This is a genomic window from Neokomagataea anthophila (assembly GCF_018122595.1).
GTDB classification, from domain to species: domain Bacteria; phylum Pseudomonadota; class Alphaproteobacteria; order Acetobacterales; family Acetobacteraceae; genus Gluconobacter; species Gluconobacter anthophilus.
On sequence record NZ_JAGRQH010000012.1, the window covers coordinates 1 to 23,604 of the forward strand.

28 protein-coding genes and 1 tRNA gene are annotated in these 23,604 nt (G+C 51.4%); 19 read left to right on the forward strand and 10 right to left on the reverse strand.

Annotation, left to right across the window (positions count from 1 at the left end):
* Positions 1–60: 60 nt before the first annotated feature.
* The 5 genes from KB213_RS13115 to rplU form a co-directional block, all read right to left on the reverse strand.
* Positions 61–666: a response regulator transcription factor gene (locus KB213_RS13115; protein WP_211683249.1), complete on the reverse strand. Its 606-nt coding sequence runs from the start codon at positions 664–666 to the stop codon at positions 61–63.
* Between the two features lie 12 nt (positions 667–678).
* Positions 679–1,830 carry a glutamate 5-kinase gene (gene proB, locus KB213_RS11305; protein ID WP_211683214.1) on the reverse strand — a complete coding sequence of 384 codons (1,152 nt, stop codon included), beginning with the start codon at positions 1,828–1,830 and terminating at the stop codon, positions 679–681.
* Positions 1,827–2,828, reverse strand: a complete 1,002-nt coding sequence (obgE, locus tag KB213_RS11310; protein WP_211683217.1) for a GTPase ObgE — start codon at positions 2,826–2,828, stop codon at positions 1,827–1,829. The genes proB and obgE overlap by 4 nt, the downstream gene beginning before the upstream one ends.
* 79 nt (positions 2,829–2,907) lie before the next feature.
* Positions 2,908–3,174 (reverse strand): 50S ribosomal protein L27, encoded by a 267-nt coding sequence (rpmA, locus tag KB213_RS11315; protein ID WP_068172173.1) that lies wholly within the window; start codon positions 3,172–3,174, stop codon positions 2,908–2,910.
* Between the two features lie 37 nt (positions 3,175–3,211).
* Positions 3,212–3,526, reverse strand: a complete 315-nt coding sequence (rplU, locus tag KB213_RS11320; protein ID WP_068172178.1) for a 50S ribosomal protein L21 — start codon at positions 3,524–3,526, stop codon at positions 3,212–3,214.
* Positions 3,527–3,823: 297 nt separating this feature from the next.
* On the opposite strand from rplU, the gene KB213_RS11325 reads away from it, so the two are divergent.
* Positions 3,824–3,913, forward strand: a tRNA-Ser gene (locus tag KB213_RS11325).
* 54 nt (positions 3,914–3,967) lie between these two features.
* On the opposite strand, the gene KB213_RS11330 is transcribed toward KB213_RS11325, so the two are convergent.
* Positions 3,968–6,181, reverse strand: a complete 2,214-nt coding sequence (locus KB213_RS11330; protein WP_211683219.1) for an FUSC family protein — start codon at positions 6,179–6,181, stop codon at positions 3,968–3,970.
* 366 nt (positions 6,182–6,547) lie between these two features.
* Here KB213_RS11330 and KB213_RS11335 point away from each other — a divergent pair, with 366 nt between their 5' ends.
* From KB213_RS11335 to KB213_RS11345, 3 genes are all read left to right on the forward strand, one after another.
* A complete protein-coding gene (locus tag KB213_RS11335) occupies positions 6,548–6,988 on the forward strand; it encodes a MucR family transcriptional regulator (RefSeq protein WP_211683221.1) in 441 nt (146 codons plus the stop codon).
* Positions 6,989–7,073: 85 nt separating this feature from the next.
* A complete protein-coding gene (gene sppA / locus KB213_RS11340) occupies positions 7,074–8,027 on the forward strand; it encodes a signal peptide peptidase SppA (RefSeq protein ID WP_346266714.1) in 954 nt (317 codons plus the stop codon).
* 34 nt (positions 8,028–8,061) lie between these two features.
* Positions 8,062–8,367, forward strand: coding sequence for an integration host factor subunit beta (locus KB213_RS11345; RefSeq protein WP_211683224.1), 306 nt, complete (start codon positions 8,062–8,064; stop codon positions 8,365–8,367).
* Between the two features lie 31 nt (positions 8,368–8,398).
* Here KB213_RS11345 and KB213_RS11350 read toward each other — a convergent pair whose 3' ends face one another.
* Together KB213_RS11350 and trxB are read right to left on the reverse strand one after the other, a co-directional pair.
* On the reverse strand, positions 8,399–9,289 hold the full coding sequence (locus KB213_RS11350; protein WP_211683251.1) for a LysR family transcriptional regulator: 891 nt from the start codon (positions 9,287–9,289) through the stop codon (positions 8,399–8,401).
* A 113-nt stretch (positions 9,290–9,402) separates the two neighbouring features.
* Positions 9,403–10,377 (reverse strand): thioredoxin-disulfide reductase, encoded by a 975-nt coding sequence (trxB, locus tag KB213_RS11355; protein WP_211683226.1) that lies wholly within the window; start codon positions 10,375–10,377, stop codon positions 9,403–9,405.
* A gap of 98 nt (positions 10,378–10,475) precedes the next feature.
* Between trxB and KB213_RS11360 the strand changes: the two genes are divergently transcribed.
* The 5 genes from KB213_RS11360 (at position 10,476) to motA (ending at position 15,328) form a co-directional block, all read left to right on the forward strand.
* A complete protein-coding gene (locus KB213_RS11360) occupies positions 10,476–10,958 on the forward strand; it encodes an Lrp/AsnC family transcriptional regulator (RefSeq protein ID WP_211683228.1) in 483 nt (160 codons plus the stop codon).
* Positions 10,959–10,970: 12 nt separating this feature from the next.
* Positions 10,971–12,080 (forward strand): glycosyltransferase, encoded by a 1,110-nt coding sequence (locus KB213_RS11365; protein ID WP_211683230.1) that lies wholly within the window; start codon positions 10,971–10,973, stop codon positions 12,078–12,080.
* 44 nt (positions 12,081–12,124) lie between these two features.
* The gene (locus KB213_RS11370; protein WP_249110542.1) at positions 12,125–13,462 is read left to right on the forward strand and encodes a glycosyltransferase family 39 protein; all 1,338 of its coding nucleotides are present in this window, start codon (positions 12,125–12,127) and stop codon (positions 13,460–13,462) included.
* A gap of 67 nt (positions 13,463–13,529) precedes the next feature.
* Positions 13,530–14,426, forward strand: coding sequence for a flagellar motor protein MotB (locus tag KB213_RS11375; RefSeq protein ID WP_211683232.1), 897 nt, complete (start codon positions 13,530–13,532; stop codon positions 14,424–14,426).
* Between the two features lie 32 nt (positions 14,427–14,458).
* Complete coding sequence (gene motA, locus KB213_RS11380; RefSeq protein ID WP_211683234.1) at positions 14,459–15,328, forward strand: flagellar motor stator protein MotA; 870 nt, start codon at positions 14,459–14,461, stop codon at positions 15,326–15,328.
* Positions 15,329–15,409: 81 nt separating this feature from the next.
* Here the strand turns inward: motA and rpsU are convergent, their stop codons facing one another.
* Positions 15,410–15,613: a 30S ribosomal protein S21 gene (gene rpsU, locus KB213_RS11385; RefSeq protein WP_007283570.1), complete on the reverse strand. Its 204-nt coding sequence runs from the start codon at positions 15,611–15,613 to the stop codon at positions 15,410–15,412.
* Between the two features lie 170 nt (positions 15,614–15,783).
* On the opposite strand from rpsU, the gene def reads away from it, so the two are divergent.
* Genes def through KB213_RS11405 form a run of 4 tightly spaced genes read left to right on the forward strand, consistent with a single transcriptional unit; the run spans position 15,784 to position 18,817 of the window.
* Positions 15,784–16,296 (forward strand): peptide deformylase, encoded by a 513-nt coding sequence (gene def / locus KB213_RS11390; protein ID WP_211683236.1) that lies wholly within the window; start codon positions 15,784–15,786, stop codon positions 16,294–16,296.
* A complete protein-coding gene (locus tag KB213_RS11395; protein ID WP_068172199.1) occupies positions 16,293–16,781 on the forward strand; it encodes a MarR family winged helix-turn-helix transcriptional regulator in 489 nt (162 codons plus the stop codon). Before def ends, KB213_RS11395 begins: the two co-directional genes overlap by 4 nt.
* On the forward strand, positions 16,771–17,466 hold the full coding sequence (locus KB213_RS11400; protein WP_211683238.1) for a response regulator: 696 nt from the start codon (positions 16,771–16,773) through the stop codon (positions 17,464–17,466). Before KB213_RS11395 ends, KB213_RS11400 begins: the two co-directional genes overlap by 11 nt.
* A complete protein-coding gene (locus KB213_RS11405; protein WP_211683239.1) occupies positions 17,444–18,817 on the forward strand; it encodes an ATP-binding protein in 1,374 nt (457 codons plus the stop codon). The genes KB213_RS11400 and KB213_RS11405 overlap by 23 nt, the downstream gene beginning before the upstream one ends.
* 9 nt (positions 18,818–18,826) lie before the next feature.
* Here the strand turns inward: KB213_RS11405 and KB213_RS11410 are convergent, their stop codons facing one another.
* Positions 18,827–19,402, reverse strand: a complete 576-nt coding sequence (locus tag KB213_RS11410; RefSeq protein WP_211683255.1) for an outer membrane protein assembly factor BamE — start codon at positions 19,400–19,402, stop codon at positions 18,827–18,829.
* A gap of 121 nt (positions 19,403–19,523) precedes the next feature.
* Between KB213_RS11410 and KB213_RS11415 the strand changes: the two genes are divergently transcribed.
* From KB213_RS11415 to KB213_RS11440, 6 genes are all read left to right on the forward strand, one after another.
* Complete coding sequence (locus tag KB213_RS11415; RefSeq protein WP_211683241.1) at positions 19,524–20,129, forward strand: YceD family protein; 606 nt, start codon at positions 19,524–19,526, stop codon at positions 20,127–20,129.
* A gap of 163 nt (positions 20,130–20,292) precedes the next feature.
* Positions 20,293–20,496 (forward strand): 50S ribosomal protein L32, encoded by a 204-nt coding sequence (gene rpmF / locus KB213_RS11420; protein ID WP_084367160.1) that lies wholly within the window; start codon positions 20,293–20,295, stop codon positions 20,494–20,496.
* 94 nt (positions 20,497–20,590) lie between these two features.
* A complete protein-coding gene (plsX, locus tag KB213_RS11425; protein ID WP_211683243.1) occupies positions 20,591–21,709 on the forward strand; it encodes a phosphate acyltransferase PlsX in 1,119 nt (372 codons plus the stop codon).
* A 4-nt stretch (positions 21,710–21,713) separates the two neighbouring features.
* Entirely contained in the window at positions 21,714–22,685 is a 972-nt protein-coding gene (locus KB213_RS11430) for a beta-ketoacyl-ACP synthase III (protein ID WP_211683245.1), read from the forward strand.
* 73 nt (positions 22,686–22,758) lie between these two features.
* The gene (locus tag KB213_RS11435; RefSeq protein WP_211683247.1) at positions 22,759–23,085 is read left to right on the forward strand and encodes an integration host factor subunit alpha; all 327 of its coding nucleotides are present in this window, start codon (positions 22,759–22,761) and stop codon (positions 23,083–23,085) included.
* On the forward strand, positions 23,085–23,604 hold a 520-nt coding region (locus tag KB213_RS11440), incomplete at its 3' end, for a MerR family transcriptional regulator (RefSeq protein ID WP_249110543.1). The genes KB213_RS11435 and KB213_RS11440, both read left to right, overlap by 1 nt.

Sequence of the window (23,604 nt, forward strand, 5' to 3'; positions counted from 1 at the left end):
GCTCGTCAGGCTCATAACCTGAAGGCCGTAGGTTCAAATCCTACCCCCGCAACCAAAAAATCATATAAATAGACGGTCATAATAGCGTACTAAACACGCTAAAGACACCGCGCCCATTTTGCGCATAACATGACCGCGACGTACCTTCACCGTAATCTCACTCACGCCTAATATACCCGCTATCTGTTTGTTCAATAAACCACGAACAACATGACGGAATACCTCGCGCTCCCCAACACTCAAGCTCTCATAGCGTTCTTGTAAAACACAACGCTCTTGGGAACGCTCACGCTCTGCTCTATGCCATTCGAGTGCTGAGTGAAGACTGTCCAGTAAAACCTGATCCGAAAATGGCTTCGTTAAAAAATCAACGGCACCATTCTTTAATGCTCGTACGGACATGGGAATGTCGCCATGCGCTGTAATGAAAAGAATGGGAATAGAAATATCCATCGCCTTGAGCTTGCTTTGAAGCTCAAGACCACTCTGTCCAGGCATCCGAACATCTAAAATTAAGCACGATGGGCAATCAAAACGGGGCGATGATAAAAAATCATCCGCAGATGCGTACAAAACACTCACAATACCAACTGAATCTAATAAATCCGATAACGCTTCTTGTACCGAAATATCATCATCAACAATATAAACAATACTCTGGGATATTACATGAGAAGATTAGACCCAAGAGACAAGCGCTAGGTTATCACGGTGTATTAAAGCATCAGGGCCGCAGTAACCAAGAAGGTGCTCTACGGCGGATGATTGGCAACCCAAAATTTGAATAATTTCATGGGTGTTATAGTTGACTAAGCCACGAGCGACGCTTTGGCCCATAGTATTATAAATAGATACAGCTTCTCCACGCTGAAAATTGCCAGATACGTGAGTAACGCCCGCGGAGAGTAATGATGCACCTTGTAAAAGAGCGTGTTCTGCACCGGCATCAATGGTTAATGTACCTTTAGTGGACAATACGCTTCCGATCCAACGTTTACGTGCAGAACCAGCATCGAGTTCTGCGCGAAACCACGTAGAAAGACCGCCCTCTAAAAGGCGAGTAACAGGAGAGGTATGTTCACCGGAAGTAATGACCATATGAGTACCCGCACGATTAGCAATACGTGCTGCGAGTAACTTCGTACGCATTCCACCAGATGAATATCCCGGAGGAGGCTCGCCACCTAAAGCCATAATTTCTTCAGTAACACGATCAACGACAGGAATGTGCCGAGCGTCTGGCTCTTTTCGCGGATCAGCTGTGTATAGGCCATTAATATCGGAAAAGAGAATTAAGGTATCTGAAGCGGTCATTTGAGCGACACGTGCAGCAAGGCGGTCATTATCGCCGAAACGGATTTCGTTTGTCGCTACAGCGTCGTTTTCATTGATAATGGGGATGCAGCCAAAACCTAGAAGGGTTTCAATTGTTGCACGAGCATTGAGATGGCGCTCACGGTCTTCCGTATCTTCTTGTGTAAGAAGGAGCTGTCCACATGTAAGTCCATATGCGGAAAAACTTTTTTCCCATCCTTGTGCAAGGCTGATTTGACCAATGCTGGCTAATGCCTGTTTCTCTTCTAGCCGCAAACGGGAGCTCGTTTTTCCCATTTGATGTCGTGCGAGGGCAATGGCCCCAGAAGAGACGACAATGACATCACACCCCAAGCTTTTGAGCTGTGCAATATCTGCGCATAGACTGTTTAACCACTCAGTCCGTAAAGCAGCACGCTGTGAATCTACAAGAAGCGCGCTGCCGATTTTGATAACGATACGACGGGCATCGTTGAGTGAAGGAGCTATGCCTCCTTCACCATGGACAAGGCTCATTTTGTTCTCGCAAGGTTGACGCGATCTTGAAGAGCTCTCAGGACTTCGGGGAGGCCCTCATGAGTTACCCCAGAAAGTGTCATAACGGGCGAACCTGATGCTTTCTCTAGAGCACGACGTTTAGCAGACTTTTGCTGGGCAGTCAGTGCATCACATTTATTGAGAACAATAATTTCTGGTTTTTGTGCCAAAATAGGATCGTAAGCTTCTAACTCATGACGAATAAGGCGCCAGTGTCGTACAATTTGACTTTCTGTTCCATCAATCAAATGCACGAGACTTGCACAGCGTTCGACGTGACCTAAGAAGCGATCGCCAAGTCCCGCACCGTTACTCGCGCCTTCAATTAGGCCAGGAATATCCGCAATGACAAATTCTTCTGTTGCGTTAAGGCGTACAACGCCTAATTGTGGATGAAGAGTTGTGAATGGATAATCAGCAATTTTAGGGCGTGCACGTGAGGCCACGGAGAGTAGGGTAGATTTCCCTGCATTCGGTAAGCCGACTAAACCAATATCTGCAATGAGCTTGAGGCGCAGCCATACCCAGCGTTCTTCACCCGGCCAGCCTTTATCAGCGCGTCGTGGGGCACGATTAGTACTGCTTTTAAAGTTGGCATTACCTAGGCCACCATCGCCGCCGCGGCAAAGAAGAATCTCTTTTCCGGCTTCGTCTAGATCGGCGAGAAGCGTTTCACGGTCTTCGGCAAAGATTTGTGTTCCAACAGGGACATCGATCAGGACATCAGATGCAGCTGCGCCGGTACGGTCTGAACCTGCACCATTGCCGCCTTTACGGGCCCGGAAATGCTGTGTGTAGCGAAAATCAATGAGAGTATTGAGGCTGGGGACTGCACGGAAAATAACATCGCCGCCGCGTCCGCCATTGCCGCCATCAGGGCCGCCATACTCAATATATTTCTCACGCCGGAACGCGACAACGCCATCGCCACCATCGCCGGAACGAACATAAATTTTGGCTTGATCGAGGAATTTCATTCTCTGTTCCGTAACGTAAGAAAAAAGGCCAGCCCCAAGAGGGCCGGCCCTTTATATAAGACAAAGTCTGCCGGCGAAATTATTCGGCAGCTTCTGCCAGAGCCACAGAAACGTGGACGCGGCCTTCTGCGCGGCGTTGGAAGCGGACTTGACCGTCAACCAGTGCGAACAGGGTGTGATCACGGCCAACGCCTACGTTAGCGCCTGGCTTCATCTTCGTGCCGCGTTGGCGCACGATAATGTTGCCAGCGATGACGCTTTCGCCACCAAATTTCTTCACACCGAGGCGACGACCGGCGCTATCACGTCCGTTACGGCTCGAGCCGCCTGCTTTTTTTTGTGCCATTGCTGTCTCTCCTAACTAGCTCGAAAGCGGTCTATGCTCAGGCCGCGTTGATCGCTTCAATGCGCAGAACCGTCACGTGTTGACGGTGGCCGTTCTTACGGCGGCTGTTCTGACGACGACGCTTCTTGAAGATGATCACTTTTTCCAAGCGATCTTGAGCAACGACGGTTGCCGTAACGCTTGCACCTTCAACGGTCGGTGCGCCAACAGTCAGGCCGCTTTCGCCGCCAACCATCAGGACGTCCGTCAATGTTACTGTGCTGCCAGCTTCGGCGTCCAGTTTTTCAACCTTCACGATGCTCTGAGGAGCGACGCGATACTGCTTTCCGCCTGTGCGGATGACTGCAAACATGTCAGAAAACTCTCACTGTTCCGGACTGTAACTTTAGCGTAGGGCTGTTCGCCTAACATACGCTTTATCGTAAAGCTCAGCCGCTTTTTCTACATTGGTCTTTTTGCTGCTCCATCATGCGCACGCGCAAAACAGAACAAAGACAGCGGATGGCTACAGAGAACCGCGTAGAAGGTCAATGAAAAAACGTGGATCACGCGATTTTTTTGCTGCTGATGACGTTCTTTTCTCTTGTCATATTTTCGAAAGAGCGCCATAAGCCTGCCCATCGATCAAGGCTGATATATTAGTCTGCGTGGAGAGGTGCCAGAGTGGTCGATTGGGGCGGTCTCGAAAACCGTTGTGCCTTCACCGGTACCGTGGGTTCGAATCCCACCCTCTCCGCCATCAAGAACTCCCAACCATAATTGACACTTTGGTTCGTAAGACTACGTGCGTACTTTACTCTGCACGTTTGCTTTTGGAGCTGATCTCTGATGGCTGTGCGAGTTGGCGGCGTGTTTTTTCGCCCATGAAAAGTTGCGTGGAATCAAGAAAATCTCGGGTAGTTCGCAGGCTGTGTGCAACCACAACAAGGTAGGCAATGGCTTTGGTGAGGTCGAGCCGGGTGGCAAAATCACTTTCGAGGGGGGTGAGAACACGTAATCTGCGTACGGCTGTTTCGGCAATGCGAGCAGCCTTGTCATGGTGGCGTGTTGAGTATTCGATGTAATGGAGGGTGAGCTGAATAGGGCGGCGCGCACTTTCGGGCAAAAATTCACGGTCTAGCAAGGTGCGTAAGCGAATAATGTTGAGGCCTAAGGTGAGGGTAGTCAAAGTCCCCATAATATAGGCTTCGACCAGTTCGGTGTGAGATGGCCCGACATGACGAATGAGGCGTGCGAAGCGATCAGTATTGCGGCCAATCCATGTATCACGAGACGGTGTGTGGCTCAGAGTGGCGAGAGCACGTAGTTCGCTCAGCATGGTTAGACGTAAACGTAGGCGTTCATCCGAAGGGTTAAATGGTAGAATCGTACGGAATACAAGTACGCTAATAATCACCGACATCATGATGCCAGTGCTGCTGTTGTAAAAAGCAATTTCGTCAAGGATGTGATGGTTCTGCGGGTTTATCATGGCGGGTAGGAGTAGGCCGTAAGCGCCTGCGCCGCCCGCTGTGGAAGGGTTTGCTTTTGCTAAGCCGCACGCGAACATGGCCGGGGCTAAGAATAAGAGTAGTATTTCTGATGTTGTTGCACGGGGAATGAGAATAAATGTCAGAACCCATGCAACGGCAAAGGCTGCTAAGGCACCTTTTAAAAACTTCATCGTACCGAGCGCGGGGTTTTCTGTGGTGGCAAACAGGCCGCATACTAGGGTCGTAATAGCGATGAAGCCCAAGCCATTAGGCCATGCCGTTACTTCATAAATGAGTGCGGTTAATAATACGGCGAGTGCACCACGAAGGCCATTGGAAAGGGCTTCTCTGGGGTCGAGATGCGTTTCTCTCTGAAAGTGGAAATGGTCTCCAGGAATAGAATGCGTACTGGCTTCATATTCAGCGATGGCGCGTTCAAGGTCTCCCATTAAATCGCCAAGTGAGATGAAGAGTACGCGTTCATCCAGTGTAGCGTCGTCGCGTAAGGGAGTTTTTGAGGTTTTGATAATTGAGTTATCTTCGTGGGGGGCGGCGTATTGGTGGCAGACATCGCGAAGGTGTTGCAGTTCTGCGAGAAGATCTGGAATGGCGTTTTGATCAGCTAGTCGTTTTGGGAATTCTTTTAGAAAGACCAGCACTTCATCTGCAGCGAGAGAGAAATCTTCATGTTCATGGTTGAGGAGTTGCAGGCGCATCGCCATGCCAAAGCCGCGTGAGAGCAGCGCGGAGACGGAGGCGAGGGCTGCGCGAGCATGGTCTCCTTCATGGCCATGTGGCCCCATTTCAACTTCTGCGAATTCAATTTGGTCATTGATTTGCAGGAGTGTACCGAATTGTCGGCGGGCAGCGTTGAGGGCTCCACGGTCTTCTCCAAGGATGCTGCCCAGAGTTTGGGTAACGAGAATAAGAGCAGACTGTATTTTTTGACGAATTTGCTCGCGTGCATGCTGTTCCTGAGACGCTGCAAAAATAAGGGCAACGAAGGCTTCGCATAAAACGCCTAAAGTGATGTAGGTGGTGCGTGATACGGCAATAATAAAAACGTGGTTTGGGTCGGACGCGGCGTCCATGCAGATGATTGAACATGTATAACCAGCAAGAACCAGCGCATAGGCTCGAAAGTTACTGAAGAACGTTGCGAGTCCACTGCATAGGCCAATCCAGACGGCAATCATTGGGAAGAATAACCATGGTGCCTGTGGGGCGGTACCCATAATGGCAATGGACGCAATTGCACCAAAAAATGTACCGATGATGCGCCATTTTGCTTTTGATTGACTTTCGCCACGAGTGGGTTGCGCGACGGCCCAGACCGTCATGGCGGCCCATGCCGGACTATCAAGCTCCATCCATAGCGCAATCATAAGAGCAAGGAGCGAGGCCACAGTATTACGCAAGGCAAATAGAAGAGCAGAGCGTGATGGGGAAAACAGCCAGCGCAGGGGGAGGGAGAAAAAGGGCTTATGCAGCTGGGGGGAATTGCGTGAAGAACGCAAGGCGGAGAATAGAGACATTATGAGTTATCTTCAGCACAATGATCATGGGGTGCCAAGTAGGATTTAAATTGCGTTTGTTTTTGGTGAAGGAAGTTAGAAAATAAATAGAAAAGTAATTTTTTCATGAAAACTGAACTTGAAAAACGACGTTGTCTTCTAAGGTATGTGTTTTTGACTTTTTGTAAGGAAAGTGTTTCGTTAGATTCGATACTCTTTTCCTTTCTGGGGAGCGTTCATATATGGTTTTTCTGATGAATTAATAATCATAATTTATTGGTTCTTGACTATAAAATCGTTGATATGTTTCGGTTATTATGATTTTAAGTATAGTTGAGTTATCCAGTAAGTTAGCTATTTTGTTTTTTCTTCCTCTTGGAGATAACCATGTCTGAAGTGAAGTCTGAAAAAAATTTGCTTGAGTTGACGACCGAAATTGTTTCGGCACAAGCATCGCGTGGTAATGTTGAGGCCGATAAGCTGCCATTGTTGATTAAGCAGGTTTATGATGCCTTGGCTGGTGCAGGGGCTCCTGTTGAAGAAGCTAAGCCGGAGCGCCCTCAACCTGCTGTGCCCATCAAACGCTCAGTGTTTCCAGACTATATTGTCTGTCTTGAAGATGGCAAAAAGCTGAAGATGCTGAAGCGCCATCTGCAAAGCGCATATAATATGACGCCAGAGCAGTACCGTGAACGTTGGGGGCTCCCAGGGGATTATCCGTTAGTTGCACCAAATTATGCGCGCCGCCGTTCAACGCTGGCACGTGAGATTGGTCTCGGCCGTAAAATTAGTGCAAACAGTTCAGAAAAAAAATCTTCTAAAGCCTAATCTCCATTTCTTTTCTCAGAAGTAACAATATTCTACGCGCATTTTTCTGATAGGGTTCTGCCTCTGTCGATGTAGAGGAATGCCCGTGAATAACGATGCTGAGAAACGTGTCATGCTGTCTCTACAGCGCCGCCGCTTGTTGCGGTGGCGTGTAGGGGCTGTGTGCAGCTTTAGTGTCGCGTTGTTTTTATGTGTTATGCCGTCGTCTTTGCGGCACACGCCCCACGCGAAATCCCCCCATATTGCACGCCTTACCATTGACGGTGTGATTGGTGATGATGTCTCCGTGCAGGAGCAGGCCGTTTATCATGCGGCGAAAGATCCATTGGTTACGGGATTATTGGTTGTCGTTAATAGCCCGGGTGGTGCGGTAACTGGCGGAGAACGCCTGCATGATGCGATCGCACAATTTGCCGCGGTAAAGCCGGTTGCTGTGAGTATGGGGGCCTTAGGGGCTTCTGCGGCCTATATGTTGTCAGCACCGGCACAGCATATTGTAGCGGAACCTTCGACCTTAACGGGCTCTATCGGCGTTATTATGGAGCATTATGATGTGTCTCCATTACTTGGGCGATTAGGTGTGTCGAGTGCACCTATTATGTCTGGCGCAATGAAAGATCAGGGCGACATGACGGTGCCAATCTCACCGGAAGGGCATGAGATGCTACAAGGGATTGTTCATGATTTATTTGATCAATTTGTCATGATGGTCGCGCAGGGTCGTCACATGGATCAAGCTAAGGTTCGGGCGCTGGCGGATGGGCGTGCATATACAGGCCATCAAGCGATCGTGTTAGGTTTGATTGATGAATTGGGTAACGAGCGCACAGCACGACTGTGGTTGCGTCATCGTTTGGGCATTACAAGCGGAAAGTACCCGGTTTCTGAAATAGGTGTACGGCATGACGAGCATCGTTTTTTGGGATTCTCATATAAAACGATGATGGGTAGCCTTTTGGGTGACGCTATGGTGCGACACTTTGAAATGACATCAGCGCTTGAGACGCTTGACGGCCCAGTTGCCATCTTGTCATGGTAGTTTACCAAGAGTGATATTGGGCGGTAACGATACTATGACGCGGTCTGAACTTGTAGCAGCGGTGGCGCGCATTCATTCACATCTTTTACCAAAAGATGTTGAGCGTATCGTCGACGTCATTTTAGAAGAAATTAGTTTAGCCCTTGAAAAAGGGGATCGTGTTGAATTGCGTGGCTTTGGAGCATTTGCTCCACGGCAACGTCAGGCACGTACGGGGCGTAATCCACGTACGGGTGAAACCGTTGATGTTGATGAAAAAGTTTTTCCCTTTTTTAAAGCAGGGAAAGAGTTGCGAGAACGCGTGAATGAGGGCGTTCTGAAGCCTCAGGATAAAGAATAATTCTTAATCCTGAGGCCGCTCTGAAGTACGTTTAGTGCTTCAGAGTATTGATTTCTGCGAGCAAAAAGTCACGGAATACGGCGATTCTTTTGGATGTACGTAGTTCGTCTGGATAGACAAAGTAAGCTTCGACTTTAGGTGTCGGAACATTCGGAAGAATACGCACTAAGTCTGGATAAGCGGTAGCCGAATAGAAAGGTAGCGAGCCAATACCAGCGCCGGCGGCGATAGCATGTGCGACTGCGGCAATATTATTGATGGCTAAGCGCATTCCTTTATAGGGAATATTTTGACGGCATAATTCATCATGCAGCCAGTTCACGACCGGCAATGGGAGATGCCAGCCAGCAAAACCGATAATCTGATGGTTTGCGAGTTCCTCAAGGTTTTGAGGGGTTCCATGTTCTGCAAGATAAGCAGCACTCGCATAGATTGGCATATCAAAATCTGCAAGATGCCGCTGTACGAGGTCTGGCTGTGTTGGGGGGTGTAAGCGGATAGCAACATCGGCTTCACGCATGCCGAGGTCTAGTTCTTCATCTTCTAAAAGAAGAGAGACTTCGATCTCAGGGTATTTTTCTAAGAAGCGGTTCAGGCGTGGTGTTAGCCACGACGCGCCAAAGCCCGTGGTCGTTGTGATGGTAATCTTGCCTGCAGCGCGTTCTTTGCTTTCGCTGAGAAACGCTTGTGTCAGGGCAAGTTTTGAAAAGACATCACGTACGGTACGGTTCAAGACTTCGCCTTGTTCCGTCAAAATCAAACCCCGCGCATGGCGGTGGAAGAGGGGAACGCGTAGCACTTCCTCTAGAGCAGATATCTGGCGTGATACTGCTGATTGGCTGAGATTGAGTTTATCTCCCGCATGGGTAAAAGAGCCGGCCTCAGCAACGGCATGAAAAATGCGTAGTTTGTCCCAGTCCATATGATGATCGTCCCGTCCGCTGTTGCGGCGGTCCTCTTCCTTCTTAACCATAGGTATATCGTTTGCTCGGAGTTTCGTCTTAGAGACGAAACTGTCCGAAGCTTTGATTAGGGTCAAGTTTTTGTCATGGCTGGTATGTTCGCGAGGAAACGTTCTGCTTCCAAAGCTGCCATACAGCCGGTGCCCGCTGCGGTAACGGCTTGGCGGAAAATGCGGTCCTGTACGTCACCTGCGGCAAAGACGCCAGGGATGCTGGTTTGTGTGCCGCCAGCCTCTGTTATGATATAGCCGTCTGCATCACAATCGACCTGATCACGGAATGGGCCGGTATTTGGATGGTGCCCAATGGCGACAAATACACCGTCGACATCAAGGCGTGAGAGTTCGCCTGTTGCTGTATTTTTCAGCTCTATGCCTTGTACAACTTCAGGCGTTCCACCGCCGATAATGTCGTTTACGGCGACATTCCAGTGCGTTTTGATTTTGGGATGTGCCAAAAGCCGGTCTTGCAGAATGCGTTCAGCGCGCAGTGTGTCACGGCGGTGGATGAGATGCACGGTTTCTGCGTGGTGTGTGAGGTACAGGGCTTCCTCAACAGCGGTATTGCCGCCGCCGATCACAGCAACGATCTTGCCGCGGTAGAAGAAGCCGTCACAGGTTGCGCATGCGGAGACGCCGCCGGTCCGTAAACGGGTTTCAGCTTCTAGTCCGAGCCACTTGGCTTGGGCGCCCGTCGCGATCACGACGGTGCGTGCAAGGTACGTATCGCCCGAGTCGCCCTTTAAATGAAAATATCCGTCAGCATCTCTACCATTTTTTAATGATGCTTCTGTGATGAGGTCATACGTAATATTCGTACCCACATGTTCGGCTTGGGCGCGCATTTGTTCCATGAGCCATGGCCCTTGGATAGGTTCCGCAAAACCGGGATAATTCTCGACATCTGTGGTGATGGTTAGCTGTCCGCCGGGCTGCATACCGGTTACGAGAATTGGTTTCATATTCGCACGGGCAGCATAAATGGCTGCAGTATATCCGGCTGGTCCAGCCCCGACGACGAGAAGATCAGTGTGGTGAAGAGCGCTCATACCCATTCCCATTTGGTGGTGTTGTCCTTCATATAAGGGTTTCAACGCCAGTTGCCATCTTTCCGGGCAGCTTTACCTGCCATATATGTCGGGATGACATGAACACAACGCACACTTTGCCCTCCGCTGACCTTGATGCCATTGACCGGCTGATTATCGCCGAACTTCAGGTTGATGGGCGTATGACAAATGTGGAACTTGCCCGACGCGTAGGCATTTCCGCTCCTCCTTGCTTACGGCGTGTCCGCCGTTTGGAGGAATTAGGTATCATCCGTGGTTACCACGCAGATGTTGATCCGGCCCTGCTGGGCTGGTCAATCGTTTTTTATGCTCTGATTGGCTTAGATAGTCAGCGTAACAGCGTATTAAATGAGTTTGAAGCACAAGTGGGAGAATGGCCCGAGACGCGTGAATGCCACATGATTCGCGGGGGGGGAGATTTCCTAGCCCGCTTTGTCGCACGTGATGCCGCGCATCAGAATGTTTTGACGCGTCGTTTGACCGAAAGTCCGCATGTTGTACGTGTACAGACATTGCAAACGATACAAACAAGCCGGTCTTTGGCTGGCGTTCCAATTTAACGGCGTATTGTAGTGACTTCTCATGCTGTGGCAGCGCTTTTACCCGCTCAGATCTCGATTGTAGTTCCGTGCTATAATGAAGTGGACAATGTTCCCTCATTGGTAGCCGCGTTGGACCGTGCTCTGGGTGCGTTAGCGTGGGAAGTCATTTTTGTTGACGACAATTCGCCGGATGGCACTGCTGTATGTGCTGCGCGCTTGGCGCAGCAGGACCCGCGTATTCGCATTGTGAAGCGCGTTGGGCGTAGAGGCCTCTCTAGCGCTGTTATGGAAGGAATATTGGCGTCATCGGCGCCCTATGCCGCTGTGATGGATGGTGACCTTCAGCATGATGAGGGTATTTTGCCGGAAATGCTACGCCGTTTGCAGCAGGGTGCGGCGCTAGTGGTCGCAAGTCGTCATATTGAGGGGGGCGATAATTCGGGGCTGGCTAATCGTTGGCGGCATGCTTTGTCCAATACAGGAATCCGAGCGGCGCAGTATGTGATGCCACATCGTATTTCGGACCCGATGAGTGGTTTTTTTGCTCTACGTCGCTCGCTCTTTGATGCGTTGCTACCTAAGCTCTCAGGTGCGGGTTTTAAAATTCTTCTCGATTTGGCGATGTCTGCTCCCGTGGGGACACGCATAGAGGAAGTGCCTTTTGTTTTCCGCCCACGCCAAGCGGGAGAAAGCAAGCTCGACATGCAAGTTCTGATTCAGTTTGCATTTATGCTGCTGGATAAAATGACGCATGGGCGCTTACCGACCCGCTTTTTAGCATTCGCACTTGTTGGGTTGATCGGCGTCTTTGTGAATGTCGGTGTTCTGCATGTGAGTAGAATGGCTGGGTTGGATTTTTCACAAAGTCAGCTGTTAGGTACGTTTGCGGCGATTTTGGCTAATTTTTACTTAAATAATCGTATCACTTATCATGATAAACGCCTGCGTGGACGCCGTTTATGGTGGGGATTGGCGCTGTTTGTCGTGACATGCTCTGTCGGTGCGGTTGCTAATATTGGTATTGCTCGTATGGCGCTGCATGATTGGGGGCAGGGGCACTGGAGCCGCTCCTCAGCAGCTGGTGCCGTGATGAGTGTCGTTTGGAATTATGCTGTATCGTCGACTTTGGTATGGCGATGAGAGGGCTATGTAGCGGGTGGGGGCTCGCTTTTGGGCTTTTAATTTTGACGGCCGCTCGGTTGGTGTTGGCTGCATGGTTACCTTTAACACCTGATGAAGCTTATTACGCAGTTTGGTCGCACCATTTGCAGGGTGGATATCTTGACCATCCGTTTATGGTGGCGCTGTGGGTACGTGTTGGCACGTGGTTATGTGGAGATAACCCGCTGGGGGTGAGGTTATTAGGCCCTATCTCTGTTGTGCCCGGCAGCATTCTATTGGTGCAGGCTGCGCGGCGTTTATGTGGAACGCAGGCCCATGGTGTGCGCGCTGTATGGCTCTTAAATGCCACTCTCATGATTGGGCTCGGCTGTGCCACTATGACGCCCGATACCCCGCTTGTGTTCTTTGTGACGCTGGCGCTCTACGCATTAAGTTGCGCGGTGACGGCGAAAGAGCGGGTCATGCAGTGTGCATGGTGGGGGGCTGTCGGCGGGGCCTTAGGCCTCGGGTTTGATTCAAAATATACTGCAATTTTATTGGTCGCCGCCATTGCCGCGGCTGTACTGTCCAGCAAGGAATGGCGTTGGAAGCCTGCACCCTGGTGCGCTGTACCCGCTTTCTTGATGTGTATAGTGCCTGTAGTGCTGTGGAATGCCAATCACCATTGGGCAAGCTTTATAAAGCAGGGTGGGCGCACAGGAGATTGGCACCCAACGCGGGCCTTGCAGTTTTTGGGTGAGTTGCTCGGCGGTCAAGTCGGTTTAGCGACGCCGCTCATCTTTGTAATTTTTGCGCTGGGTTTGCGCGCTGCGTATCAGCGTCGCGCTGAATTTGGGGCGCGGATTTTATGCTGGATGGCTCTCTTGCCGCTCGGTGTTTTTGTACAGCACGCCTTGGGGGATCGAGTGCAGGCGAACTGGCCTGCGGTTATTTACCCTGTCTGGGCTTTAATAGGTGCTTTATCGACCGTTCGTATACGCTGGGCTGTTGCGGCTGGTATTGCGATTTTTGGGCTGGTCCTGGTGCATGCCGTCGTGCACTTGCCTTTTCTAGCGCCGACTAAAGATCCGATCATTCGCCAAGCCGGTGGATGGAAAGAGTTTAATGCGTCTGTGCTCGCGCGTGCATATGCTTTGCATGCGGATGCTATTGCCGTTGATGATTATGGTGTTGCAGCAGAAGTGAAGCGCTCAGGAACGTCTATACCGATTATTGGTCTGGACCCTCGCTGGCACTTTCTGGGGCAACCCTTAGAGAGTTTTGGCAAAGTCTTGATTGTAAATGACATTCACCCTAATGCCCCGCCGGATGAACAAATGTGTCGTTCGTGGCAAGGACATGCTTTGCGTTGCTATCGGGTGACGGTAGGACCGTTGCATGATGTGGTGGTATTGCCCTGAGATTGGGTCGTAAAGAAAGGGTTTCTTAAGGTTTTCTTGCCATACTTCCTCTTGAGAAGGAGGTCGCATGCCTACATCCCCCCCGACAGCAAAACATAAGATTATCATCAAGCGCTATGAGGTGGTGGAAGCCGCACATCATGGCGGCGCATGGAAGATTGCTTACGCGGATTTCGTGACGGCAATGATGGCTTTCTTTCTTGTTATGTGGCTGATCAACGCGACAACAGAAGAACAGCGACGCGGTATTGCTAGCTATTTTAACCCAATGGCGATTCAAAAAGATGTGCCGCCGCCCGTGGATAATATGTTGGGGACTGAGGCTTCACCCTTAGCGACAACGGCGCAGACAGTCGTGGTTCATGAAGGTGAATTTTCCGGACATCATGCGGATAGCGGGCGTGGGGCAGTTACAGCGAAAGCGACTGACCAAAGCACGCAGATTGTACCGCTTCATGAGCATGAAGTCCACGCAGGAGAAACACCCGAGCACGCGGCCGTCGCTCGGCTGGCCCAGGCGGCTGATGACATCAAAAAAGCTGTTTTAGGCAATGCAAATTTGGACGCTGTCCGCATGCAGGTTTCTGTGACGCAGGGTGATGATGGACTGCATATCCAGATGACTGATTCGGAGCGTGAGCCCATGTTCGCGTTAGGGTCAGTCGCTCCGACACGGCATGCGCGTGAATTGTTGAAGACGATCGCTCCGTATCTGATGAAATTATCAGGGGCGATATCTGTCGCAGGTTATACGGATGCGACTCCTTTTCATTCAGGGGTATTGTCGAATTGGCAATTGGCTAGCGGACGTGCGACGTCCGCGCGGGATGTCCTCGTGCAAGAGGGGCTGCCGGATTGGCGCTTTCACTCCATCATTGGGTATGCGGATCGGGATTTGGCAGACAAGACGCATCCTTTTGCGCCTGAGAACCGGCGCGTCGTGCTCGTCGTCGCCACGCACTGACATTTCATTGTGATATTAGAATTGAGATCAACATGTTTGTATTGATTGGCCTTGTTGTTGTTTTGGCCTGTGTTTTTGGCGCGTTTGCGGCGTCAGGTGGTGCCATAGGGCCACTCTTTGCATCGATGCCCTTTGAGTTGCTCACTATTCTCGGGGCCGCTGTGGGAACGTTTTTGATGGCGAACCCCATGTCTGTCGTGAAGCATGCCGTTCAGGACCTGAAAAAGGCGATGAAAGGGAGCCGTTATACACGTGATGATTATGTGCAGTTGCTCTGCGTTTTGTTCCATTTATGTAAAATTGCGGCAGCGCGTGGGATGGTGGCTGTAGAGAGCCATATTGAAGAGCCGCAAGGGAGTGCGATTTTTAAAGCGCATGACCGGGTGGCGCAAAATGAAGATGTATGTGTGTTCGTGTGTGATTATCTCCGTATGGCCGGGATGAATGCTACGGATCCTTATCAGATGGATGATGTAATGGGTGGCGAATTGAAAAAGCGCGCTCATGAAGAGATGCATATGGCTCATGCATTGCAGTCTATGGCGGATGCATTGCCTGCTTTGGGAATCGTGGCAGCTGTCTTGGGGGTTATTAAAACGATGGCTGCAATTAGTAAGCCGCCCGCAGTGTTGGGAGAGATGATTGCTGGAGCGCTAGTGGGAACCTTTCTAGGGATTCTCTTGGCCTATGGCATGGTGGGCCCACTTGCAGGGCGGTTGAAAGGGGTGATTGAAGAAGAAGGAGCATATTTCAATGTCGTGCGGGCCATGATTGTGGCTCATTTGCAGGGCAATGCACCGCAGGTCAGTGTAGAGATCGCACGTAAGAGTATTCCAACAGGGATGATGCCGTCTTTTAAAGATGTTGAAGATGCTGTCGGTCAGCCATTGCCGGGGGCATAATTCGCGTTACGGGTCTGAAAATAGGGCATAAAAAAAGCCGCACTCCCAAGGGAGGCGGCTTTTTTTGTCGGCGTCAGCGAATTAGAAGCCTTCACGCTCCAGACGCTTACGCTCCATCTTGCGAGCGCGACGCACAGCTTCAGCAGCTTCACGAGCGCGACGCTCTGAAGGCTTTTCGAAGTGGCGACGCAGCTTCATTTCGCGAAATACGCCTTCGCGTTGCATCTTCTTCTTAAGCGCTTTGAGCGCTTGATCAACATTGTTGTCACGAACGAGAACCTGCACGGTGTCGTCAACTCCTTGTATAGGGCGCTTGTCATTGACGCCCGTGAAATGGCATTTCCGTTGGGATCGAGCCATTAACACATTCCCGGCGGCGGGCGCAAATCATTAGGTGCACTTGAACCGTTTTTTGTCTCAGAGCAGTCTATATTTTCGAAAAGACTGGAAAAAACATGGCCGTTTTAAAGATTTTACGCATGGGGCACCCGGTTCTGCACCGCATTGCTGATTCTGTCGTTGAGCCGGATAGTCCGGAAGTGCGGCATTTGGTGCGTGATATGTTGGAAACAATGCATGATGCACGAGGCGCTGGGCTGGCTGCGCCGCAGATCGGGCAGGCTTTGCGCCTTTTTGTTTATCATGTGCCGTCTTCGCGCTGTCAGGACGGAGAGGCGGCTATTGAGCCATGTGCCTTGATTAACCCAGTTCTTGTGCCTGTTGGGGAAGAACAGATGGTCTGCCGCGAAGGGTGCCTCTCGATTCCCGGGCTGCGGGCGGATGTGCCGCGCTATAAGCGTGTGCGGTATAGTGGGGTCAATGAAAACGGTGTGGCGGTCTCAGGCATTGCTACGGGCTTCCATGCGAATGTTTTGCAACACGAATATGACCATTTAGATGGTATTCTTTACCCGGAGCGGATTAAAGATTTTACCCGTTTCGCTTTTCAGGATGAAACGCCTGCATGAATATGCGTGGATCTGAACCCCCTTCTATCGCGGCACATTTATATCTGCGTGAGGAGCAGCTGCGCCAGTCGTTTGAGGCGCAGATGATGGCGTGGCGTCGTCTTAATGCGGAGTGTGGCGCATTGCTGCGGGGCAAAGGACTTGGCCATTCGCATCATCGGATTTTGTTCTTGGTCGGCTCGCATCCTGGGATAACGCCCGGTGAACTGTTAGTGGCATTGAATATTACCAAGCAGTCTTTAGGGCGTGCGCTGGGAGACCTGAAAGATCAGGCTTTATTGGTGCAAGAGCGCGATGCACGAGATGCACGGCGCAGGCCTTTGCGCTTAACGCCAGAGGGCGATTCGTTGGAGAAGGCGCTCTTTCAATTGATGCGTGAGGTTATGATCAAAGCGTATAGGGAGGCAGGCTTCACATCCGTAGAAGGTTTCCGGCGTGTGTTGATGGCCCTGCAACAGGTGGAGACCTCACAGCATGACGGATGAGCATATTGTTGTCGTGGATGATGATCCGCGTTTGCTACGTTTGCTTCAGCGCTATCTCTCAGAGAATGGTTATCGTGTGACGACGGCGGTCGATGCAGAGCAAGCACGTGAGATTTTGCGGCATATCCAGCCAGATGCGGTGGTTTTGGACGTAACCATGCCCGGAGAAGATGGCTTGTCTTTAACCCGTGGCTTGCGGAAGGAGGGGCTACAATTTCCCATTTTGCTGTTGACGGCTCGTGGGGAGGCAGCGGACCGTATTGATGGGTTAGAGGCCGGCGCTGATGATTATCTAGGGAAACCATTCGAGCCGCGCGAATTGCTTTTGCGTTTAAGAGCGCATTTGAGGCGTTCGGCGCCAGCCGTGTCGCCTGATGCACAAACTCAGGTGATCCCGCTTGGTGTTCTGCAGTTTGATGTTGGTCGTGCGCTTTTGTCTGGGCCAGATGGGCCGATTTATTTGACGGGTGGGGAGGCCGCGCTTTTAGGGGTGTTGGCCAGCCAGATTGGGCAGGTTATGTCCCGTGAGGCGATTGCTGAAGCGCTGGATGTGAATGAAATTGGTGAGCGGGCTGTTGATGTGCAGGTGACGCGTTTGCGCCGTCGCATCGAAATAGATCCGCGTGAGCCACGTTTTTTGCAGACGGTGCGAGGGAAAGGCTATGTCCTCAAACCAGGAAATTGATCCTTTAACGACATCCGAAAAAATTGATCGTTCATTAAGGCGTTTTTTGCCCCGTTCGTTATGGGGGCGCTCGATGTTGATTGTCCTTGTGCCGCTTCTCGTGACGCAAACGATTGTTTTGGCGTTATTTTATGGAACGTATTTGCACCTTGTGTCTCGTCGATTATCCAGCGGGGTGACGGGAGAAATCATGCTGGTGGCGGCCTCTATCTCGATGCCCTTATCGGATGATCTGAGGGCGCAGCGCTTGCGCGATGAAGGGGACATTACACGTTTAAAGCTGCGTTACTTGCCTGCACAGCGTTTAACGCGGGAGGGTACGAACCATATTTTTGGGCCGATTGATGATGTGTTTGCCCGTACGCTGAGGCAGCGTTTGGGACGACCATTTTTTGTGGAGTGGTTTCCGCGACAGCATGTTGTGAATGTGATGATCCAGATGCCGGATGGTATTTTGGGCATTTTGGTGCCGTCGAAGCGTTTGAGCATTGGTCCTATTTGGGTTTTTGTCGTTTGGGTTTTGAGTACATCGGTCCTGCTGTTTGTGATTGCAGGTATTTTTATGCGCAATCAGGTGCGTGCTGTGCGGCGTTTGGCGCAAGCGGCAGAACTGTTTGGGCTGGGGCGTGATGCTGGGGCTATTCGTCCACAGGGCGCGCGTGAGGTGCGCCAAGCGGCTGTTGCCTTTAACCGTATGCGGGCGAGGGTGAACCGCTTTGTAGCGCAGCGTACATCGATTCTGGCGGGTGTCTCGCATGACTTGCGGACACCGCTCGCACGTTTACGTTTGTCTTTGGCGATGCTGCCGACAAAAGGCACGGTTCAAGCCGAAGATATCCAAGCTGACGTTGTGGATATGGTCCAAGACCTCGCGGATATGGAGCGTTTGATCGAAAGCTACCTCTCTTTTGCGCGGGGCGAAGGGGCGGAAAAGCCTGTTCTGACCGATATTCGTAGCGTGTTGGATGATGTTGCAGTTGCGGCTGAACGGAGTGGAGGGCGTGTCCTGAGCGTTTCTGGCGAAGTCGGGCAGGAGGTGTTGATCCGCCCTGATGCTATGTGGCGTGCGCTCAATAATTTAGCGGATAATGCGCGCCGTCATGGCGGTGATATTCGTCTTGGTGTTCGTCTGACCCAACGTTGGGTGGAAATCACGGTAGAAGATGCTGGGAAAGGGCTAAGCCCAGAGCGTTTGCGCTATGCAGAGGAGCGGCTTGCGGCGGGCGAACGTCCCGGCAGTGGCTTAGGGCTGACGATTGTGCGTGATGTGGTGCAGGCGCATGGTGGTTTTATGCGGCTAGGGCACAGTGAATTGGGTGGGCTGAGCGTTATGCTCAGCCTACCACGTTAAGAGGTTAAATTACGGCAGGGTGTTACCAGCACCACCCTGACCTGTGCCTTGGTTGCTCATTGGGCCAGAGCTGCCGCCGAAGGTGCTGCCCATATTGCTCATTGGGTTATAGCGACCGACATTGCCCAACAGTTGTTGGAGAACCGAGGTTTTTGTGCCCGGTGCCGGCGTTGTGCGCCCAACCATGCCGACATCAACGGCTTGTTTTTTATCAAGCGTATTGAGTTTGCGTAGGATGCCGGTGTTGTCAAAATTGAGGACAACAACTTGTTGCTTATCGATTCTTGGGAAATTCAGCGGACGTGGTGATGTGACCATGGAGACATAAATCCATGTGTTATCATCAAACGTTGCATGAGCGGTGGGTGAGCCGAGGACATCCATTACGTCGGACTGCGTGCTGGTGCCGGGCACGAGCTGGCTGTAATCCTCTTTTTCGATGAGGGAGCCGCGCGGCTGCGGGATGGGGCTGAACAACGAGCATCCTCCCACCAGCAGGGGGGCGCATAACAGAACTGCCGAAGCAAAAAGTGTTCTGTGATGACGTGTTCTTTTTTGGGCTGATGGGTGAGATGCGCTATTCATGAAGTTGTGCATATCCTGTGCGGGAAGGGCGCTCAACCCTGCGCGTGCCGCAAAGCGAGCATCCTTGTCAACGATTACGCTTCCTTTCAGCAAGGAAGCTAGGCTTTTTGAGTGTTTTTTGATGTCCGATCGGATCGAATTTTCTCGCCGTTTTCTTTTCAATCGCTTGGGTTCAGGTGCTGAAGAGACTATCACGGCGAATGAGGCTGAGCGTCAAGCGCTCGCACGCCGCTTTGGTATCCCAGCGGTAGATGCGCTGCGGTGTCATTTCCGCCTTAAGCCTATGGGGAATGGGCGGGTTGTCAGGCATGTGCATGCAGAAGGAACGCTGGAAGCACGTGTAACGCAGATGTGCGTGATTACGGCAGAGACGTTTGATGTTGCTCTGTCCGAGCCGTTCCAATTGAATTTTGTACCAGAGAGTGAATTGCCAGATGATGATCTGGAATTCGACATCGATTCTATCGACTTGGATGCGCCTGATGATGTGCCGCATGATGGCAAAGCCTTGGATTTGGGTGAGGCTGCTGCGGAGCAATTGGCGCTGATGTTAGACCCTTATCCGCGTAAGCTCGGGGCGGAGCTGGATAATGCTGTTGATGTTACTCCGAGCGATGAGGAGTTGAAAGCCGCGCAAGAAAACGGCAAAGGAACGGGCGAAGGAAGTGGCCGTCCGAATCCGTTCGCGGCTCTGACTTCCCTTCGTAAGGGTGGTAAACTTGATTAAAATGCAAGCTTTGTCTTGCGAGTTTGCGTGCTGTCTGCTAGAGCCGCCCGCCTGAACTCGGCGTGATGACGAGCCGAAGGAACACATGTAAACCCAGCGCACCATGCTCCCTCGGGAGCGGGTCATTGGTGCCGATACAGCAGTAAGAGAGAGGCATAACGCCATGGCCGTCCCTAAAAGAAAGACCACGCCGTCCCGTCGTGGCATGCGTCGTAGCCACCACGCACTTCAGGTTGAAGCACATGCAGAGTGCGGCAACTGCGGTGAGCTGAAGCGCCCACACAACGTTTGCAGCAGCTGCGGTCACTATGACGGCCGTGAAGTCGTTGCAGCTGGCAAGACCCTGAAGACTGCCGTTCGCGCCTAATTGCGCTGGGCGATGCGCCTTGGTTTAAAGAGGTGCATCGCCACGTTGGGCGAAGGTGCTTAAGTCTAAGTGATGTTGTCTGGGAACTGTTTTGATGTCTGAAGCGCCGATCACGTCTAATGCGACCGTAAAGCCTCCAGAGGTGTATACGCTTGCCGTTGATGCGATGGGTGGTGATCAGGCCCCTGATATTGTTCTGGCTGGCTTGGAGCTGGCAGCAGACAGGCACCCGCAGGCACGGGTTTTGTTGATTGGTGATGAAGCGTTGCTTCGTCGTTCACTGATGGCATACCCGAAAGCTGCAAGTATTTGTGATATTCGGCATGCTCCTGCCAGTATCTCAATGGATATGAAGCCGACATCTGCTTTGCGTGTGAGAGGTTCCTCTCTGCGTATGGCTATGGAAGTCGTTGCTTCTGGTGAGGCGCAGGGGGTTGTATCTGCTGGTAACAGTGGTGCGATGCTGGCTCTCGCTAAAATTATTGTTCGTACTCTTCCTGGTATTTCCCGTCCGGCTATGGCTGCTGTTCAGCCTTCAGGGCGCGGTGATGTGGTAATGCTGGATCTTGGCGCAAACATTGCCTGTGATTCGCGCAACCTCGTTGAGTTTGCGGTGATGGGTGAGGCTTTTGCTCAGGCGGCTTTGGGGCTTTCAAAACCGACAATCGGCCTTTTGAATGTTGGCTCTGAAGAATTGAAGGGTGATGAACGTTTGCGTCAGGCGGCAGAACGTCTGCGTGAAGGTGTACTGTCCGAGCAATTCCACGGATTTGTTGAAGGTCACGATATTACGGCCGGAACGACTGATGTGGTGGTTACGGATGGGTTTACGGGGAATATCGCTCTTAAAACAGGCGAAGGTGCGTTGAAGCTTGCCTTTGGCCTTTTGAAGCGTGTTTTCCAAACTAACCTTATTACGCGCTTGGGTTATCTCTTGGTTCGTCCGGGGCTTGAGCGTATGCGTGAGTGGATCGATCCACGCCGTTATAATGGTGCTCTTTTCGTTGGCTTGGCTGGGATTGTAGTTAAATCTCATGGCGGAGCGGATGGTGAAGGTTTTGCCGCGGCGGTGGATGTGGCGATGGACGCGGTTGAGCATAAGCTGAATGATAAAATTCGCCATCGTCTTGACCAGCTTGGTATGCTGAATGATGAGTCCACCAAAGCTGGGATTTCGTCGGATACGGCTGCTGAAGCACAACCCGTAGGCTGAAGTTATGTCTTCTTCTGTTCGTGCCCGTTTGGCTGGTGTCGGCGGCTATTTGCCGCGGAATGTTGTCACAAATGATGAGTTGGCGACGCGGATTGATACATCGGATGAGTGGATTCGCACTCGCACCGGTATTACGCAGCGGCATATTGCAGAACAAGACGAAACGACGGCCTTTATGGCTGCGGAAGCAACCAAGAAGGCCTTGGAGCATGCTGGCTTAAAGGCTTCTGATCTTGATGCGGTGATTGTTGCAACAGCAACACCGGATCGTGCTTTTCCATCTGTCGCAGTAGAGGTGCAGGCCCTTTTGGGTATGACGTCAGGCTTTGGTTTTGACCTCAGCGCAGCGTGCTCAGGGTTTGTTTATGCTTTGTCTGTTGGTGATTCGCTGATTAAGGCCGGTAGTGCGCGTCGTGTTGCGGTTATTGGCAGTGAAGTTTTCTCCCGACTGCTGGATTGGAATGATCGCACGACCTGCGTGTTGTTCGGTGATGGTGCGGGGGCTGTAATCCTTGAAGCTGGTGCTTCTGAGGGGGAGGGTATCCTCTCGACGCATCTGCATGCGGATGGAACAATCGGCGATATTTTATATGTCGGGCATTCTTCGCAGGAAGGTTGTGCAACGCATCCCGCTGTAAAAATGCAAGGGCGAGAAGTGTTCCGGCATGCCGTTGTGAAGCTTGCTCAGGCCGTTGATGAGGCGCTTGAAGCCAATGGTTTGCAGGGGCAAGACGTTCAGTGGATGGTCCCGCATCAGGCTAATCTGCGGATTATTGAGGGGATGGGCAAAAAGCTCAATCTTCCGGCGGAACGTGTTGTTGTGACTGTTGATCAACATGCAAATACATCGGCCGCTTCCATTCCTTTGGCATTAAATGTCGCTGTGCATGATGGGCGAATCAAGTCAGGTGATTTGGTGTTGATGGAGGCTCTCGGTGGTGGGCTGACATGGGGGTCTGCGCTGCTGCGGATGTAGCCGAATCGTACTCTTTTGTTGGGGTATGGTGAGATTTATTTGACTGCGCCGTTATTCATGATACGCAAAACACATGGATACCGTGACGCGTTCAACGCTCGTTGAAAAAATTCATGCTCATGTTGGGTTATCTCGGCATGATTCCTCCTGTGTGCTTGAGACAATGCTAGAGCAGGTGAGCGAGCAATTGTCCCAAGGTGAAACCGTAAAGCTGAGCGGTTTTGGTACATTTTCGGTGCGGCGCAAATCAGAACGTATTGGCCGCAACCCGAAAACGGGTGTTGAAGTGCCCATTTTGCCTCGTGCGGTCTTGGTTTTTCGTCCATCTCAGCTTTTGCGTAATCGGCTTAATAATGACAAAGTGACGTCAACAAAGCATGATCAGCAGGGCAATGACTGATGGATTTAAGTGAACACCACGATCATGATGGGGGCGCAGGCGTAGAGCAGCCGTCCGTTATTGTGCAAAAATCGGATGAAGCGTACCGGACAATCAGTGAAGTAGCGGATGAGTTGCATGTCCCTCAGCATCGTTTACGTTCGTGGGAGACGGCTTATCCGGGGGTAAAGCCTTTTCGTGGTGAAGGGGGGCGACGTTATTATCGTCCGGAAGACGTCGATATTTTACGGAAGATATCGCATTTTTTGTATATAGACCGGCTGACACCTGCAGAAACTGTTCTTCGCCTACAAGCCGAACTTAATGTTCCTGTTGTCTCATCAGCGGAGGGAACGTTGCTGAGTTCGACGGTTGATGAGGTTGAGCAGCATAATACGACGACCTCTGAAATTGGGATTGTGGAGCACGCAAGCGTTTTCTCTGAAGAAGAGAAAGGGCTTGAGGGTGATGCTGTGGTGTCCGATCATGATGCCCATGATGCCCATGATGCCCATGATGCCCATGATGCCCATGATGCCC